The organism is Paraburkholderia caledonica NBRC 102488 (assembly GCF_000685095.1).
Lineage (GTDB): Bacteria > Pseudomonadota > Gammaproteobacteria > Burkholderiales > Burkholderiaceae > Paraburkholderia > Paraburkholderia caledonica.
Window position 1 is genome coordinate 133,042 of sequence record NZ_BAYE01000013.1, and the last position, 15,395, is coordinate 148,436.

At 60.1% G+C, this 15,395-nt stretch carries 15 protein-coding genes; 12 read left to right on the forward strand and 3 right to left on the reverse strand.

Going from position 1 to position 15,395, the window contains the following annotated elements; genetic code table 11:
* Positions 1 to 20 precede the first annotated feature (20 nt).
* From BCA01S_RS23965 to BCA01S_RS39465, 4 genes are all read left to right on the forward strand, one after another.
* The gene (locus BCA01S_RS23965; protein ID WP_042319237.1) at positions 21 to 575 is read left to right on the forward strand and encodes a GAF domain-containing protein; all 555 of its coding nucleotides are present in this window, start codon (positions 21 to 23) and stop codon (positions 573 to 575) included.
* 1 nt (position 576) lies between these two features.
* Positions 577 to 1,887 carry an MFS transporter gene (locus BCA01S_RS23970; protein WP_027779099.1) on the forward strand — a complete coding sequence of 437 codons (1,311 nt, stop codon included), beginning with the start codon at positions 577 to 579 and terminating at the stop codon, positions 1,885 to 1,887.
* Between the two features lie 211 nt (positions 1,888 to 2,098).
* On the forward strand, positions 2,099 to 3,427 hold the full coding sequence (locus BCA01S_RS23975; RefSeq protein ID WP_027779100.1) for an NAD(P)/FAD-dependent oxidoreductase: 1,329 nt from the start codon (positions 2,099 to 2,101) through the stop codon (positions 3,425 to 3,427).
* Between the two features lie 119 nt (positions 3,428 to 3,546).
* A complete protein-coding gene (locus BCA01S_RS39465; protein WP_027779101.1) occupies positions 3,547 to 3,849 on the forward strand; it encodes a VF_A0006 family four-cysteine protein in 303 nt (100 codons plus the stop codon).
* A gap of 152 nt (positions 3,850 to 4,001) precedes the next feature.
* Here BCA01S_RS39465 and BCA01S_RS23985 read toward each other — a convergent pair whose 3' ends face one another.
* Positions 4,002 to 4,718: a transposase gene (locus BCA01S_RS23985; protein ID WP_027779102.1), complete on the reverse strand. Its 717-nt coding sequence runs from the start codon at positions 4,716 to 4,718 to the stop codon at positions 4,002 to 4,004.
* A gap of 443 nt (positions 4,719 to 5,161) precedes the next feature.
* Complete coding sequence (locus BCA01S_RS23990) at positions 5,162 to 6,061, reverse strand: NAD-dependent epimerase/dehydratase family protein (protein WP_027779103.1); 900 nt, start codon at positions 6,059 to 6,061, stop codon at positions 5,162 to 5,164.
* Between the two features lie 244 nt (positions 6,062 to 6,305).
* Between BCA01S_RS23990 and BCA01S_RS23995 the strand changes: the two genes are divergently transcribed.
* The 4 genes from BCA01S_RS23995 to BCA01S_RS24010 are packed head-to-tail and all read left to right on the forward strand — an operon-like array spanning position 6,306 to position 10,486.
* Positions 6,306 to 7,301 carry an ABC transporter permease gene (locus BCA01S_RS23995; RefSeq protein WP_027779104.1) on the forward strand — a complete coding sequence of 332 codons (996 nt, stop codon included), beginning with the start codon at positions 6,306 to 6,308 and terminating at the stop codon, positions 7,299 to 7,301.
* Positions 7,302 to 7,340: 39 nt separating this feature from the next.
* Positions 7,341 to 8,282, forward strand: coding sequence for a sugar-binding protein (locus tag BCA01S_RS24000; RefSeq protein ID WP_027779105.1), 942 nt, complete (start codon positions 7,341 to 7,343; stop codon positions 8,280 to 8,282).
* On the forward strand, positions 8,282 to 9,799 hold the full coding sequence (locus tag BCA01S_RS24005) for a sugar ABC transporter ATP-binding protein (protein WP_027779106.1): 1,518 nt from the start codon (positions 8,282 to 8,284) through the stop codon (positions 9,797 to 9,799). The genes BCA01S_RS24000 and BCA01S_RS24005 overlap by 1 nt, the downstream gene beginning before the upstream one ends.
* Positions 9,800 to 9,829: 30 nt before the next feature.
* Positions 9,830 to 10,486 (forward strand): aspartate/glutamate racemase family protein, encoded by a 657-nt coding sequence (locus BCA01S_RS24010; protein ID WP_027779107.1) that lies wholly within the window; start codon positions 9,830 to 9,832, stop codon positions 10,484 to 10,486.
* Here the strand turns inward: BCA01S_RS24010 and BCA01S_RS24015 are convergent.
* Positions 10,461 to 11,219, reverse strand: coding sequence for a Crp/Fnr family transcriptional regulator (locus BCA01S_RS24015; protein ID WP_027779108.1), 759 nt, complete (start codon positions 11,217 to 11,219; stop codon positions 10,461 to 10,463). The genes BCA01S_RS24010 and BCA01S_RS24015 overlap by 26 nt on opposite strands.
* A 364-nt stretch (positions 11,220 to 11,583) precedes the next feature.
* On the opposite strand from BCA01S_RS24015, the gene BCA01S_RS24020 reads away from it, so the two are divergent.
* The 4 genes from BCA01S_RS24020 to BCA01S_RS24035 are packed head-to-tail and all read left to right on the forward strand — an operon-like array spanning position 11,584 to position 15,362.
* On the forward strand, positions 11,584 to 12,279 hold the full coding sequence (locus tag BCA01S_RS24020) for a GntR family transcriptional regulator (RefSeq protein ID WP_227471287.1): 696 nt from the start codon (positions 11,584 to 11,586) through the stop codon (positions 12,277 to 12,279).
* 50 nt (positions 12,280 to 12,329) lie between these two features.
* Positions 12,330 to 13,598, forward strand: coding sequence for an S-methyl-5-thioribose kinase (gene mtnK / locus BCA01S_RS24025; protein ID WP_027779109.1), 1,269 nt, complete (start codon positions 12,330 to 12,332; stop codon positions 13,596 to 13,598).
* A 16-nt stretch (positions 13,599 to 13,614) separates the two neighbouring features.
* The gene (mtnA, locus tag BCA01S_RS24030) at positions 13,615 to 14,694 is read left to right on the forward strand and encodes an S-methyl-5-thioribose-1-phosphate isomerase (RefSeq protein WP_027779110.1); all 1,080 of its coding nucleotides are present in this window, start codon (positions 13,615 to 13,617) and stop codon (positions 14,692 to 14,694) included.
* The gene (locus tag BCA01S_RS24035) at positions 14,691 to 15,362 is read left to right on the forward strand and encodes a class II aldolase/adducin family protein (RefSeq protein ID WP_027779111.1); all 672 of its coding nucleotides are present in this window, start codon (positions 14,691 to 14,693) and stop codon (positions 15,360 to 15,362) included. Before mtnA ends, BCA01S_RS24035 begins: the two co-directional genes overlap by 4 nt.
* Positions 15,363 to 15,395 lie beyond the last annotated feature (33 nt).

The following is a 15,395-nucleotide window of genomic DNA, read 5'->3' on the forward strand; positions in this document are numbered from 1 at the left end:
CAACTCTTCGTTTATAGACCATGCAAGCCAACAGGATCGTGACTACGCCGCCCGTGCCGCAAATGCTGGACACTTCCCATCTGGAACATCTCGCGAGGGCCATGCGGCTCAACGGTCAGCCGGCGGCGCTTTTCCGTGCGGTTCATGAGGTGGCGGCAAGCGTAATCGGCTTCCGCCTGCTCACGATCATGTCTTATAACGCCGGGCGCGAGGATGTCGAGCGCGTTTATACGAACATGCCAGACGTGTATCCAGTGGGCGGGCGCAAGAAAAAACGCGGGACCGCGTGGGCCAGACAGGTTCTGCACGACCTTGAGCCATTTCGCGCGGAAACGCCGCAAGGCATTCTCGAAGCGTTCGACGACCACACGGTGATGACCGGCATGGGCCTCGGGTCGATACTGAACATTCCGATCGCGTACAACGGCGTGTGCATCGGCACAATGAATCTGACACACCGGGAAGGGTGGTACACCGAGCGGCACGAAGCGCTCGGCTTGCTTATCGGTTCGTTCCTCGCACCCGCTCTGATCGCGGGCAATACGGTATCCGCCGGCAGTTCGGGTTCTCTCTGACATGACTACAACTCCCCGTGCTACGACAGCGTCGCCGGCGACTGCGACGGCGACGCAAAGTGCCGAATCGCAAGGCCGCTGGCTGCTGGTCTTCGTCCTTTCCTATCTTGCGCTAATGGCCGATGGCGCCGACGTGATGATGTACGGCTTGACCCTCACGCGAATCAAGGACGATTTCGGGCTGAGCAATGTGCAGGCAGGAGCGTTGGGAAGCTTGACGTTGTTAGGCATGGCCGCGGGCGGGATACTGGGCGGCTGGCTAAGCGATCGTGTGGGCCGGGTGAGGGTGGTCGTGTGGGCGCTGACGCTATTCTCGCTAGGCGCGGGACTGCTCGGGCTCACGCACAGCTTTTTGCAGTTCGCGATTGTTCGCTTCATCGGTTCGTTGGGAATCGGCTGCATGGTGCTGGTCACCACGCTGGTTGCCGAATACGTGCCAACCGAACGACGTTCGTTGATCCTCGGCGCGTTGCAAACCGCTATTTCGGCCGGCTATATCGTGGTGATCGCGCTAAGCAGCTGGATCTTGCCGCACTATGGCTGGCGCACGCTGTATTACGTGTCGGCCGTTCCCGTGGTCTTTGCGCTCGCGATCAGGTTTGCCGTACCCGAGCCGGCCAGCTGGCGGGCAAGCCGTGCAGCCGACCGCAAAAGCGAGAACGAAAGCGGCACTCAAGGCCACAGTGGAGCGCGATTGCGCGATGGCCGCTACGCCCTGATTTTCCGCACCCGGCAGACGCGCACGCTGTTCATCCTGTGGACTCTCGCCTCTGTTTTTATTCTTTCCGGCTTTTATGGCTTGAACAACTGGCTACCCACGTACCTCGAAAGAGAACTGCATATCAAGTTCAGCTCGCTCACTGGCTACATGATCGGCACCTACGTGGTCGCCTTCATCGGCAAGATCTTCGCCGGCTGGCTGGGCGACCGGTGGAGCCGGCGTGGCGTATACGTGCTGGGTTGCGCGGGCGCCGCGCTCTTTTTGCCGGTGATCATCTTCTGGCATACGCGGGAGAACATTGCTGCGCTGATGCTTTTCTTCGGCTTTCTGTATGGTGTTCCGCTTGGCACGATCGGCACTTTCATGTCCGAGAGCTTCGCCACTTCTATTCGCGGCACTGCTGTTGGCGGTTCTTATAACGTTGGCCGTTTCTGCGCGGGCGCAGCGCCTATTGTTATCGGCTATCTCGCCACGCAGTTCTCCATTGGTTTTGGCTTTCTTGTCGTAGGTGCGGTTTTCTTTCTGAGCGGCGTCACGGCGCTGTTTATCCCGGACCGCCTGTACGACACCGAGCGGCCATCCACGCCATGACGCTTGGGGTTTCGCCGCAAAGCATTCACGCTGCGGTGGATCGTCGTCTTCCGCGCAGAGGCAAGAGGATCGTCCTATCAGCGAAGCGATGGAAGATAGGAGAATCGTAGCCACTTTCTGCGGATGGTGAACCGGTGATGCGCGCTCTTGTACGCATTCCCGAACTTCGCCACTGCAGTTTCATCAGGAAGCGGCAACCGGCGGCTGTGAAATGTTAAGGATCGACGAAGTCACGAGTAGCGAAAATTTCCCCGAGCGATGCGATGTCGCGGTGATAGGCGGCGGCATTGTTGGCGTCAGCACCGCGTATGAACTGGCGCGGCGCGGTGTCCAGGTGGTGTTGCTCGAAAAGGGCGTTATCGGCTGCGAGCAGTCGGGGCGCAATTGGGGTTGGGTGCGTCAGCAAAACCGCGACCTCTATGAGTTGCCGCTCGCCATGCAAAGCCTCAGACGCTGGGAGGAATTGAGCGGAGAACTCGGCGAGGACATTGGCTTTCGCAAGGCGGGCATCCTGTATGGCACGGAGCTTCAATCGGACGTCGCGCAATGGGAGTCGTGGATTGCGCGCGCACGGGAAATCGGTTTCAACAGTGAGATCCTCAGTGCGCGCGAACTGGCAGCGCGCATTCCGTCCGGACGTGCAAGGTGGGCTGGCGGTCTATGGTCGGTCACGGACGGCCGCGCCGAGCCGTCGAAAGCCGCGCCTGCAATTGCACGCGGGGCGCAACGGCTTGGCGCCACGGTCTACCAGAACTGCGCGGTACGCAGTCTGGACATGAGTGCGGGACGCGTCGCCGGCATCTGGACGGAGCGCGGCCGGCTCGCAGCCGACACCGTCGTGCTTGCCGGAGGCGCCTGGAGCGCGTTGTTCTGCCAGCATCATGGCGTCGATCTGCCCGCCATCAACGTAATAGGTACGGCGTTGCGTACCGCTGAGGCACCGGCGGTCGTCGAAGGCTGTTTCTCCGGGCCTGACTTCGCGTTGAGGCGGAGGTTGGACGGCGGCTACACCATCGCGGTCCCCGGCTATGGACGGGTCGAACTCGCGCCGCAAAACCTGCGGCATTCGGTGAAGTTCCGCACCATGTTCCGCAGCAAGCTCAAGAAGAAACTGAAGGTTCGCGTCGGTGCCAGCTTCTTCCACGGACCAGAGGCGAGCGCGACGTGGCGCGACGATGACATCTCGCCATTTGAACAGACACGGGTACTTGACCCGCGTGTCGATAGCGAATGGCTCGAACGCGGACTGCGCAATGTGGCCCGCGTGTTTCCCGAGTTGTCGGGCTTGCGGATCGCTCACGCATGGGCGGGCGCAATCGACACGACGCCGGATCTTGTCCCGATCATCTCGAAGGTCGATGCGAAACCGGGTCTTGTGATCGCCTCCGGCTTTAGCGGTCACGGCTTCGGGCTAGGGCCAGGCGCGGGCTTACTGGTGAGCCGGCTGATAATGGACGAGGCGCCGCAGTTCGACATGGGTCCCTACAGACTGACGCGCTTTTCCGACGGAACGAAACTGAGCAGCCCCGAAATGATGTGAGTTGAATTACGGGGACTAGCTCTCACGCAACAGCGATGCGCGCTGAACGGGGTGCGCCTGTGCAATTAAACGCGACGTGCTACGATTGCCATCGTCAAGTTCCTGGCTGTCGCATGTCCATGCACAAACTGGCTTACCTGCTTGTTCCTTTGACGCTCGCCACACCGTTATCAGCCTTCGCGCTTGGCAGTGAGAATGTGGAATACGATCAATGCATCTTGAACTCTTTAGCGAATAGCCAGAGCAGCTACGCGGCACGTGTCATCAGAAATTCGTGCCAGGCACTGTACGTAAACAGTGCACTGCTTTTGCCGCGCGAGAAGTCTTATCACGTGTGTATCTTGCAGAATGTCCAGAACGTGAGAGGGGCATTTTCAGTCAACGAAATATTGCACGCCTGCCGCCGCCAGAATCCGATGTGAGTTGAGCGCGTCACGATTCGATATCGGCAAGCGCGAGCCGGTACGTTGAATGCCGCTACCCGGTTGGCGGTTCACCGACCGCGCGGATAGAAAATGCCGACGTGACGTAGCTCGCTCAAACAGGCAGGGTGTGCCTGCCTGTTTTCTTTTGTTTAGCCGACGTGCGCGAAGGCGCGGGTCGTGCGAGCCTTGGGCGGCCGGTCCCGCAGCAGCAGTGGCATCAAACGCCGGTTGGCTGTCCGCGCCGCCCACTCGCAATATTCGGCGCTGCCGAGCACCCAGCCATTTAGCGTGGACTGCATCAGCTTTTGGACCTCGAGTTGATCGGGGGACTGTGCGCCCAGATCCCGATAAGCCTCGTGACGTTCGAACGGCGTATTGCCGAGCGCGCGATAAAGTGGGTGGTCTTTGATAAACCTATCGACACGCAGCCCGATGTGGTGCGAGTAGCTCGACCACCGATATTTTCCCGGCTCGTCTACAAGGTTGCTGCGCACCGGCGCATGATCGATGATCTGGCTCGCCAGCAGAAAATATCGGTCGGGCTCGATCACTGTTGCCCGATACCCGCCACGCCACATCGTACCGCGCCGTCCATGGCGTCGATTGAATGTCTCGACATAGCGGCGGCCCACCGCCTGCATCGCCATGGCCACGCTCGACTCATATGACGGCGTGACGAGAAATTGCACCGCACCTGGCATCAGAACCCAGGCATGGACTGCCAGGTCGGCGACGCGCGCTGCGTCTGCCAGGCAGGCGAGGAAGTACAGGTAATCTCCTTCATCCAGGAATGCGGGCCCCGTGAGCCCCTGCAAAATAACGTGCTGCGGTTGTTCTGGAACGTAATGACGTGCGAGCCGTGTCATGCTGAATTAACCGGAGATCCGATGTGAGAAAGCGTTCCGACAGGTAACGAATGTGTGACGGTGCGTGAAGCAGGTATGAGACGGATTCTAGTGGTGATGTGCGCGAGTTTTCATCGCGAATAGGCCTTTGTTCTAGCCTCATTTCGCTGAATTGGCGTGCGCTGCCATCGCCGGTTTTATGCCAACGCTGAATTCCAGCGGCGTGCTAACGCAAGTGGTCGGTCTGATGGTGTCGATGCGGAAGAGGTGGATCGTTCGTGCTCTGCGCACGGGATGATGCGGATGAACTGGGGATCGGTGGGATGGCGGATGCGAGGCAGCGATCAAGCGCAATCACGTGCCTCTGGGAGACCTCGGCGGTCGGTCAGGTTTTCGGCTTCTTTGCCAAGTATGCCTGATGTCGTCATCAGGCACACTTGGCGCCTCGTGAGACTGTGAGTCGCCTACGACTGTCCGGACACCTGCTCGCGCCACCGGTAAGCCTGCTTCCACCCAAGCAAACGCTTGAGCTTTTCATTACTCAGCAAGGTCTCGAATTCACCGAGCGGTTTTTTTACCGGCACATTCGGGTAGTAAGTCTTCAGCAATTCCGCGACCGGCCGGTCGGAGGAGACGTCGTCAGCGGCTACGTTCATCACCGTGAAGCCCAGACCATCCTTTTCGATGCCCAGACGGCAGGCCGTTGCCAGGTCGCGGCCGTCGATATAACTCCATGCAATGCGCTTTCTCAAGGCGGGGTCCTTGAGCCAGGTCGGGAATTTCTGGTAGTCCACGGGGTCGAGTACATTGCCGATGCGCAAGCAGTAAATATCGGCGCCCGTGCGCGCATGAAACGCCTTTGCTGTCACTTCATTAATGACTTTCGAGGTGGCGTAGCTGTCCATCGGGTCGACGGGATACTCTTCATCGAGCGGAAAGTAGGCCGGGTCGCGATGCCGGTGCGCGAACACCACGCCGTAGGTCGTCTCGCTCGAAGCGACGATGACCTTCCTGATGCCGAGCTTTGCAGCCGCGTCCAGCACGTTGTAGGTGCCCATCACATTGATGCGGAACACCTCGTTATCCGTGGTGACGAGAATGCGTGGAATGGCGGCGAAATGCACAACGGCGTCGATCGGCTTGGGCTCGATGTCGTCGTCGAATTCTCTCGCCGTGGTCGTGGACGAAAGTGCATTGAACACCTGTCCCGCATCGGTGATGTCGGTGATCAGAGTCCGCGCAGTGCCTTTGGCCATTGGCACGCGGTCCAGATTGAGTACTTCGTAGCCGTGCGCCACCAGATCTTCTACTACCCATTTGCCGGCAAGTCCGCTGCCGCCCGTCACAATCACTCGTTTGGTCATGCCTTGTCTCCTTTGCAGTTCATAAAGCCACCCGACGGCAATGCGCCGCTGACGACACCAGACGCATCGTAACGCCGCGCCCTGCGCGATGCTGTGACGCCCGTCATAGGCATGTGGGCATTCATCGCGCTATCCGCAGACAATCTACGGGTCAATCCCGATACGGATCTATGACGCGCGTCACAGATTTCCGCATGTCCGGGCTCCTATGATCTGTTCCGAGCCTGCAAAGGAGGAGCGATCGGTGACTGCAATATCGTCGAAGAAGGAACCCCAGTCCGGGCGTGCCGCTGACTGGATCAAGGCGTGCCTGCGCATACGCGAGCTGAACGTGCTCTCGGTGCTGCTGCTCGTCGGACTGCTGATCAGCGTTTTCTCACCGTACTTCCTCACGACCAACAACCTGATGGGCGTGTTCCGCTCGTTTTCGTTGATCGCGCTCATGTCGATCGGCATGATGCTCGTGATCATTACGGGCGGCATCGACCTCTCGGTTGGATCGGTCATGGGCCTGTCGTCGCTCGTTACCGCGCTCGTCTTCCAGCATGGTTACAACGCGCCCGCGGCCATTGGCGCGGGGCTCGCCGTGGGAATCGCGGTCGGCGCATTCAATGGCTTCATGATCACGTGGATACAGTTGCCGCCTTTCATTGCGACGCTTGGCACGCTGTCGATCGGGCGCGGCCTCATGTACATCATTACCAAAGGCGTGCCCGTCACACCGGACGTACCCGACAGCTTCACATTCATCGGCCAGGGCTACATTGGATTCGTGCCCTTTCCGGTCGTCATTCTTCTGGCTATGACGGCCGTCTTCTCCGTCGTCATGCGACAGACGCGCTTTGGCCGTTACGTGTATGCGACTGGCGGCAATGAAGTGGCCGCGCGCTTATCCGGCGTGCGCACCGCGCGCGTGAAATTCACGGTCTATGTGCTATCCGGCCTGATCGCATCGATGGCAGGCGTCATTGCGTTCTCGCGCTTCGTGTCGGCCGAGCCGGCTTCTGGCTTCGGCGCGGAACTCGATGTCATCGCGGCGGCGGCCATCGGCGGCGCGAGTCTGTCGGGCGGGGCGGGCAGCGTGGAGGGCGCGATCATCGGCGCGGCCCTCGCGGGAATCATTACGAATGGCGTCGTGCTGCTCAACATCGATACCTATGCGCAGCAGGCCATCACCGGCTGCGTGATTCTCATTGCCGTCAGTATCGACATCTGGCGCGTGCGTCGCAAGGAACGCTAGGAACACTGAACGCTGCAACCATAACATCAGGAGACATGCATGAAACTCACGCAACGATTCACCGCGAGCGCCCTGGTCGCACTAGCCGCATCAGTTGGCGCACCGGCTCACGCCAAAGACGCAAAAGATATTTCCGTCGCCGTTATTCCCAAGGTCGCGGTGCCGTTCTTCGACGACTGCAATAAAGGGGCAAAGACGGCGGCCGACAAAGCCGGCGTGAAATACCAATGGGTAGTGCCGCAAAACACCCAGGGTTCCACGCAGGTACAGATTATCGAGGACCTGATCTCGAGGCATGTGGATGGCATTGCGATATCGGTCAACGAGCCGAAGTCGGTGGAAAGCGTGATGAAGCGCGCAGAGCAAAGCGGCATCAAGGTGCTGACGTACGACTCGGATTCGCCCAGAAGCGGACGCTCCATGTATATCGGCACCAACAACGAACAGGCGGGCGCGACCATGGCGGAGACGATGGGCAAGGCGCTCAATGGTCAGGGCGAAGTGGCGATCATTACGGGCCAACTGGGCGCGGTCAATCTGAACGAACGTATTGCCGGCATCAAGAAAGGGCTGGCGAAATATCCGGGCATCAAGATTGTCGAAACGCAAGGCACCGACGACGATCTGGCGCGCGGCGTCTCCGTGGTCGAAACCACGCTGCGTGCGCATCCGCAACTCAAAGGTATCTTCGGCGTGAGCCAGGTGGGCGGCCCGGCGGTCGCGAAGGTGCTCAATACGAAGGAATTCGGCACGATGAAAGGCAAGCTCGAAGTGCTTGCCTTCGACGATCTTCCCGACACGGTGAAGGGGCTGAAGGATGGCTATATCCAGGGCATCATGGTTCAGCGTCCGGTGACAATGGGCTCGCTCGCTGTCGAGCACCTTGTCGCGCAGATCCAGGGCCAGGAAGCGCAGCCAAAAGACATCGACACCGGCGTGACCGTTGTCACGAAAGACAACATGACCAGCTACACGAAGTGATGAGCCACGTGACAGGCGTGCCTTTTCTGGAGATGCGTAACATCTCCAGAACTTTCCCTGGCGTCAAGGCGCTCGACCGCGTGAATCTGGAAATACGCGCGGGCGAAGTGCTCGCGCTTGCCGGAGAGAACGGAGCGGGCAAAAGTACGCTGATGAAGATACTCACCGGCATTTATGCGCCCGATCCCGGCGGCACTATTCTTGTCGAAGGGAAGGAAGTTGCACTCGCCGACAGCCATCATGCTCGCGCGCTTGGCGTGAACATCATTTATCAGGAGCTTGCGGTTGTCGGCAATCTCACTGTCGGCGAGAACATTTTTCTGGCGAGGGAACCGCGCACACGGCTCGGACTGATCGACCGTCCGCGCATGTATCGCGAAGCGCGCGAGGTGCTGGCTACCATCGACATGGATATCGATCCCGCTACGCGCGTGAGCGAATTGAGTGTCGGCCAGCAGCAGATGATCGAGATTGCCAAGGCCCTCTGCGCGCGGTCCAAGGCCATCATCATGGACGAGCCAACAGCATCGCTCAGTCATCACGAAACGAGCGTTTTGCTAGGCATCGTCAAGCGCTTACGCGAAAGAAATATTGCGGTGGTCTATATCTCGCATCGGCTCGAAGAGATTTTCGAACTGGCAGATCGCGTGACGGTACTGCGCGACGGGCGCACGGTCGGCACCGCGCCCATTGCTGACATGACGCGCGAGACGCTCGTGCGCCTGATGGTGGCGCGCGAGTTGAGCGAACTCTATGGCGAGCCCGAGTCTCATGCGAGCCGCGATCCCGTGCTCGAAGTGCACGGGCTATCGCTCAAGCCGGTCAGGAAGGCGGAGCCTCGTATCCGCGATATAAGCTTTACGCTGCATCGTGGCGAAGTGCTCGGGATCGCCGGGCTTGTCGGTTCGGGCCGCACCGAAATAATGGAGATGATCTTCGGAATGCGCGCGTGCACGGGTTCGGTCAAGGTAGAAGGCAAGCCGGTGGCGATCCGCAATCCGCACGATGCAATCAGGTCGGGCATAGGTTTCGTTACGGAAGACCGCAAGGCGCAAGGGCTCATACTCGGCATGAGCGTGCGCGAGAATTTCAGCCTTACTCATCTGGAGCGCTATTCGCCGTTCCAGTTCGTGCAGCATGCGCGAGAACGCGAGAGCTGTCGACGGTTTGTCCGAATGCTGGGCATCAAAACGCCGGGCGTCGAGCAGAAGGTCGTCAACCTGAGCGGCGGCAATCAGCAAAAGATCGTGATCGCCAAGTGGGTCGCGCGCAGCCCGAAAGTGCTTATCGTCGATGAACCGACACGCGGCATCGACGTAGGCGCGAAAGCGGAGGTGCATGCGCTCATTGCGCGGCTCGCGGCAGAGGGCATTGGCGTGATCGTTATCTCTTCCGATCTTCTCGAAGTGCTCGCCGTCAGCGATCGCATCTTGACTGTGCGGGAAGGACGCATCAGCGGGGAATTGAGCAGGGCTCAAGCTTCGCAGGAGAAAGTGATGGCGCTCGCCACCGCTTGATAACCATCAAACGAAGTAATGGATACGAATATGACCACCATCGTCGTTATACATACCGGCCCAGTCACGGTCGACCCCCTCAAGGCGCAATTCGCCGAGCAGTTCGCCGATGCGCGTGTCGTGAATATCGTCGACGACAGTCTGCTCACCGATGTGCGTTCGGCGGGCCGCCTGACGCCCGAAGTCACGCGCCGACTATATAGCTATATGGCAAACGCCGAAGCTCTCGGCGCGGACATCATTCTCAATGCGTGCTCGTCGGTGGGCGAGGCAACCGACCTCTTGCGCAGCATGATCCGCACGCCAATCGTCAAGGTTGACGAAGCGATGGCAGAAGAGGCCTGCGCGCTTGGACCGCGGATCGGCGTTGTCGCGACTGTGTCCACGACGCTCGAGCCGACGGTGCGCCTCATCCGCAGAAAAGCCGCCGAGCGCCGCACTGAGATTCAGGTGACGGAATGCATCGCGCCAGGCGCATTCGAAGCGCTGCTTGCGGGCGACGCCGCAAAGCACGACGAGATCCTCAAGCGCACGATTACCGAGCTCGCCGATCAGGTGGATGTGATCGTGCTCGCGCAAGTCTCGATGGCGCGCCTCGTGCCGTCGCTCGGCTCGCTCTCAGTGCCGGTGCTGTCGAGTCCTCAAAGCGGCGTAGCGTCGGTCAAGCGCGCATTAGCGGCGCTCTGAACTCGCGTGGAGCCGGGGTCGCGGGCAGCGCCGCAAAGGCCGGCGCTTTAGTGATGTGCCGCGTGACGAAGGCCGGTGTCAGCACGATTTTGCGCTCGTGCATGTCGACGAAGCCTTCGGACTTGAGGTCGCTAAAGTGCCGGTTGACGGATTCGCGCGACGTGCCGATGAATTCCGCGAGCTTGTCCTGTGCGATCGGCAAGTCGATGAGAACAGTATCGCCGTGCTCCGGATGATCGAAGGGCGTGCCCACTTGCCCCGAGAACATGACGAGTATGTTGACGAGCCGCTTTCTCACGTCGTGTAACGAGAGATTCTCAATTAATTGCTGTGCTTCCTGCCAGCGCAGATAGTGGTTGCGCAGCACGAACTGATTGATGACGTCGTAGCGTGCAAGCAGTTCCTTGAAATCCGCTTTACGGATATAGCAGACCATGCTCGGCGTGAGCGCCTGTGCGTGATGGGAGTAGTTGTCCTCATTGAGAACATCGCCATCGCCGAAAATCATGCCCGCCTTGACGAAGGCAAGTGTGATTTCCTGACCGTCTTCGGTGAGGCGATAAAGCCTTACGCTGCCGCTCTTGAGCAGGTACACATGCTCGCTCGATTCATCCGGTCGATAGATAACGGTGTTCTTGCGTAAGGTGCGATGGTCGCTGAAGGCGGGCATGACCTCGTCGAGGCAATGACACTGGATCAAAGAGAGCAATTCGCTCTTGCCGACAAACCACATTGCCGTCTCCTTAAAGTTGCCTTGCGAACTTTGGCGCCTTCTCAGGCGTTTGTAATAACGCTGCTTTGGTCCGATTCATTCTACACACGGAGCCTCGGAACGCGCTGAGGACAACGCGCCAGCAATGTTCGCGAGAGCTGGCTCCGGCACATCGCTTTGGCGCAACGCAGCGTGTCGCAAAGCCAGCGTCGACAAGGCTGAGGGCACTGGCATGTTGCGCGAGCGACGCGCGACGCTACCCGCGAACCGCGCTCGGCGCGAAACGAAACCAAGGGAAATTCCCTAGAAAAACATCAGATGTCTGATGTATATTCGGTGCAGTGACGAGCGAGAGAGCAACATGCGCCTAAGCGTAGAGCGATCGATGAGCGACAAGATCCAGGAGTCGCTCTTGACCATGATTCGTGAGCGCAAGCTCAAGCCTGGTGATCAGATTCCCACGGAATTGGAGCTCTGCGAGCTGCTTGGCGTTGGCCGTTCGAGCTTGCGCGAGGCCGTGGCGCAGATGATCTCGCACGGGCTCCTCTCACGCGTGCAGGGACGCGGCACCTTCATCAGACAAATTTCGCTTAAGCTGCAAGGCGGTCTGGATGATCTGATGTCTGTGACCGACATGATAAGGAGCGTTGGCGCGGTGCCTTCCACGAGCCGTATTCAGATGGACAGCATTGCGGCGTCGGAGAGTCTTGCGGAAAAGCTTGGGATCGCGCCCGGCGAAACTTGCATCCGCATCGAACGGGTGAGGCGTGCCGACGATGCAATTGCCGCTTACTGCATCGACACGATCCCGAAAACGCTTTTCGATGAAGCTCAAGGTGAATTGGGCGAATCGCTCTTTGGCATGTTCGCGCGCACAGGGCGGCGCTTGTCGCATACGCACACGTCGATACAGCCGACCATCCTCACGCCGCGCGATCTGCCGGAACTGGGCGACGGATTCGGCATGTTTCTCCTGCTGGACGAAGTAGATTTCGATCAGAGCGGCGAGCCGCTTTGCTATAGCAACGACTACTACAACACGAGCATCTTCAAGTTCGATCTGGTGCGCAAGCGTCGCTAAAGACGTCTTCAGGTCGATGGGCGCCGGAAGCAACATCGGAGGAGGCACCGATGGAGTTTGAAGCCTTTACCGCAGGTGAGCTGGCAGCGTATCTCGGCGCCATTCCCAAGGTGCGCGCGCTGCTTGGCGAGCCTGACGATCTGCACGTCGCCGAAGTGGGCGACGGCAATCTGAATTACGTGTACTTCGTAACGAATGCGAAGGCGCCGCAGCGCAGCGTCGTGGTCAAACAGGCGCCGCCTTTTTTGCGGCTCGTCGGCAAGACGTGGCCTCTGTCGTGCCAGCGCATGGAGCACGAAGTCGCAGCCCTGCGCCGCTTCGGCGCGCTCTGCCCACAGCACGTGCCGAAGGTGTATCACGCCGACAGCAAGCGTTTCCTGATGGTCATGCAAAGGCTTGCCTCGCATTGCATCCTGCGGCAAGGCCTCATTAACGGCATGACCTATCCGAAGCTCGCTGCGCATCTGTCCACTTATCTTGCGCATACGCTTTTTTACGGCTCCGATCTCTTTCTGGCGCCGGACATCAAGAAGCAGGCTGTGAGCGCGGCCATTAATGTCGAGTTGTGCCGGATTACCGAAGATCTCGTATTCACTTTTCCATTCGAAGACCATCCGTCCAATGTGTATAGCCCGGCACTGCCGCTATCCGTGCTCGAGCGCCTGAGAACGAACGAAGCATTGCGTATTGCCGCAGGCGACATGAAATGGGCATTCATGAATCGCGCGGAGACTTTGCTGCATGGCGATCTGCATACCGGCTCCATCATGGTGAACGAGGAAGAAACGTTTGTCATCGATCCGGAGTTCGCGTTCTACGGGCCGATGAGCTTCGACATCGGCGCCTTGCTGGCCAATCTGCTGCTGGCCTATTTTTCCCGCGACTGGCATGGCCGTACCGATGGGCGAGACCCGGCGCCTTACGAGGAATGGCTGCTCGCGCAGGCGATCGGTATATGGAATGGCTTTAGCGAGCAGTTCATCGCACTCTGGCGCGATCACGAAAGCCGCAGTGAGCGCCGCTTCATTGGCGGACAGACCGACTCGCGCGCAGTCGAAGGCTATCGCGCGCATTTCATGCGCCGCCTGCTTGCCGACACTCTCGGCTTTGCGGGCTGCAAGATGATTCGACGCATCGTGGGCATGGCGAAAGTCGCGGAAATCACACGCATACCGGATGCGCAGGCACGGGCGCGGATCGAAGCGCGGTGTCTCCGTTGTGCCGAGGCGTTGCTCGTGGAACGCGACGCGCTGACCGACATCGAGCAGGTCGCCACGCTTGCGCGCGAGATTCGGCGCGAGGCGCACACACACGTTTAACGCACACGGAGCTTTCATGGTTGCGCAGTCCCTGTTCCCCGCGCTGGCCCCTACGATCGAATGGCGCGACGACGCTCTTCTGCTGCTCGATCAGACCCGCCTGCCGCATGAGGTCGTGGTGGAGCATGTCGTCGATGCAGCCGCCGTATGGCGGGCCATTCACGAATTGCGCGTGCGTGGCGCGCCCGCCATCGGGGTAGCAGCGGCGTATGGCTTATGTGTTGCCGTTCAGGATGCGCGTGCGTTGCCGCTCGCCCAATTCCGGGCGGAACTCGAACGGCTGGCCCGTTGGCTCAATACGGCACGTCCCACTGCTGTGAATCTGAGCTGGAGCCTCGGACGCATGCTGCAACGTGCGCACACTTGTGGCGCGAGCGATTCGACTGCGCTTTACGAGGCGCTCGTCGAAGAGGCCCGGCAAATTCATGCGGAAGACCAGACGCTGTGCGAGGGCATCGGTCGCCATGGCATGCCGCTCATCAGGCAGGGCGGCGGCGTGCTCACACATTGCAACGCCGGCGCGCTTGCGACCACTGGCCTTGGCACCGCCACAGCACCGATTTACGCAGCGCATCGCGAGGGCATAGCGTTCAAGGTATTTGCGGACGAAACGCGGCCGCTGCTGCAAGGCGCGCGGCTGACTGCATTCGAATTGCAGCATGCAGGCGTCGACGTGACGCTGATCATGGACAGCGCAGCCGCTTCGATCATGTCCCAGGGACTCGTCGATGTAGTGATCGTCGGCACCGATCGCGTGGCGGCCAACGGGGACTTCGCCAACAAGATCGGCACGCTCGGGGTTGCCATTGCAGCGAAGCATTACGGCATACCGTTCTACGTGGCCTGCCCGTCGTCGACACTCGATTTTCGCACGCCGACCGGCGCGCAGATCGAGATCGAGGAGCGGTGCGACGAAGAGGTCACGCATTTCGCGGGGCAGCGCACGGCGCCGCACGGCATCAAGGCTCGCAATCCCGCATTCGATGTAACGCCGCACGAACTCGTCACCGGTTTCATCACCGAACGCGGCATCGCGAACGCGCCGTTCGAACGATCGCTCGGCCAGTTCTTTCCGGCGGCGGGGAACGCGGCATGAAGGCGGCGCAGGAACGCGCGCTGCGCCGGGGCATCGTCGAGACCGCGCTCGAGATGGAGCGGCTCGGCATCAATCAGGGCACCTCCGGGAACGTGAGCGCGCGCTTGGGCGATGGTTTTCTGATCACGCCGAGCGGCGTGCCGGCGCGCGAGCTGCGCGAAGAAGGCATCGTGTGGTTACCGCTCGACGTGGACGGCGACGCCCAGGTGCTGCGCGTCAAGCGCCCGTCGTCTGAATGGCGCATTCATCGCGACATTCTTCGTGCGCGGCAGGAGATGCATGCGGTCGTGCATACGCATTCGACCGCGGCCACTGCTATGGCAATTCATGGACGCGATATTCCGGCGCTGCATTACATGGTGGCGGCAGCGGGCGGCGATTCGATTCGCTGCGCGCCCTATGCGCTCTTTGGCACGCAGTTGCTCTCCGATCATGCGCTCAAGGCGTTGCAGGACCGGCGTGCGTGCCTGCTTGCGCATCATGGCGTAGTCGCGCTGGGTGACGATCTCGCGCGCGCCGTGTGGCTCGCGCATGAAGTGGAAGTGCTGGCAAGGCAATACCTGCTCGCCTGTCAACTGGGTCCGCCGCCGCTTCTGTCGGACGTGCAAATGGAAGAGGTTCTGGAAAGGTTCAAGACGTATGGCAGACCGAGGCATGCCGAGCGTTAGTGCGCTTGCTTCAAGGGAAATTATCGTTAGCAC

Coding starts and splice junctions, on each gene's coding strand:
- BCA01S_RS23965 (WP_042319237.1), top strand. CDS start 21: ATGCAAGCCAACAGGATCGTGACTACGCCGCCCGTGCCGCAAATGCTG.
- BCA01S_RS23970 (WP_027779099.1), top strand. CDS start 577: ATGACTACAACTCCCCGTGCTACGACAGCGTCGCCGGCGACTGCGACG.
- BCA01S_RS23975 (WP_027779100.1), top strand. CDS start 2,099: ATGTTAAGGATCGACGAAGTCACGAGTAGCGAAAATTTCCCCGAGCGA.
- BCA01S_RS39465 (WP_027779101.1), top strand. CDS start 3,547: ATGCACAAACTGGCTTACCTGCTTGTTCCTTTGACGCTCGCCACACCG.
- BCA01S_RS23985 (WP_027779102.1), bottom strand. CDS start 4,718: ATGACACGGCTCGCACGTCATTACGTTCCAGAACAACCGCAGCACGTT.
- BCA01S_RS23990 (WP_027779103.1), bottom strand. CDS start 6,061: ATGACCAAACGAGTGATTGTGACGGGCGGCAGCGGACTTGCCGGCAAA.
- BCA01S_RS24000 (WP_027779105.1), top strand. CDS start 7,341: ATGAAACTCACGCAACGATTCACCGCGAGCGCCCTGGTCGCACTAGCC.
- BCA01S_RS24005 (WP_027779106.1), top strand. CDS start 8,282: ATGAGCCACGTGACAGGCGTGCCTTTTCTGGAGATGCGTAACATCTCC.
- BCA01S_RS24010 (WP_027779107.1), top strand. CDS start 9,830: ATGACCACCATCGTCGTTATACATACCGGCCCAGTCACGGTCGACCCC.
- BCA01S_RS24015 (WP_027779108.1), bottom strand. CDS start 11,219: ATGTGGTTTGTCGGCAAGAGCGAATTGCTCTCTTTGATCCAGTGTCAT.
- BCA01S_RS24020 (WP_227471287.1), top strand. CDS start 11,584: ATGAGCGACAAGATCCAGGAGTCGCTCTTGACCATGATTCGTGAGCGC.
- mtnK (WP_027779109.1), top strand. CDS start 12,330: ATGGAGTTTGAAGCCTTTACCGCAGGTGAGCTGGCAGCGTATCTCGGC.
- mtnA (WP_027779110.1), top strand. CDS start 13,615: ATGGTTGCGCAGTCCCTGTTCCCCGCGCTGGCCCCTACGATCGAATGG.
- BCA01S_RS24035 (WP_027779111.1), top strand. CDS start 14,691: ATGAAGGCGGCGCAGGAACGCGCGCTGCGCCGGGGCATCGTCGAGACC.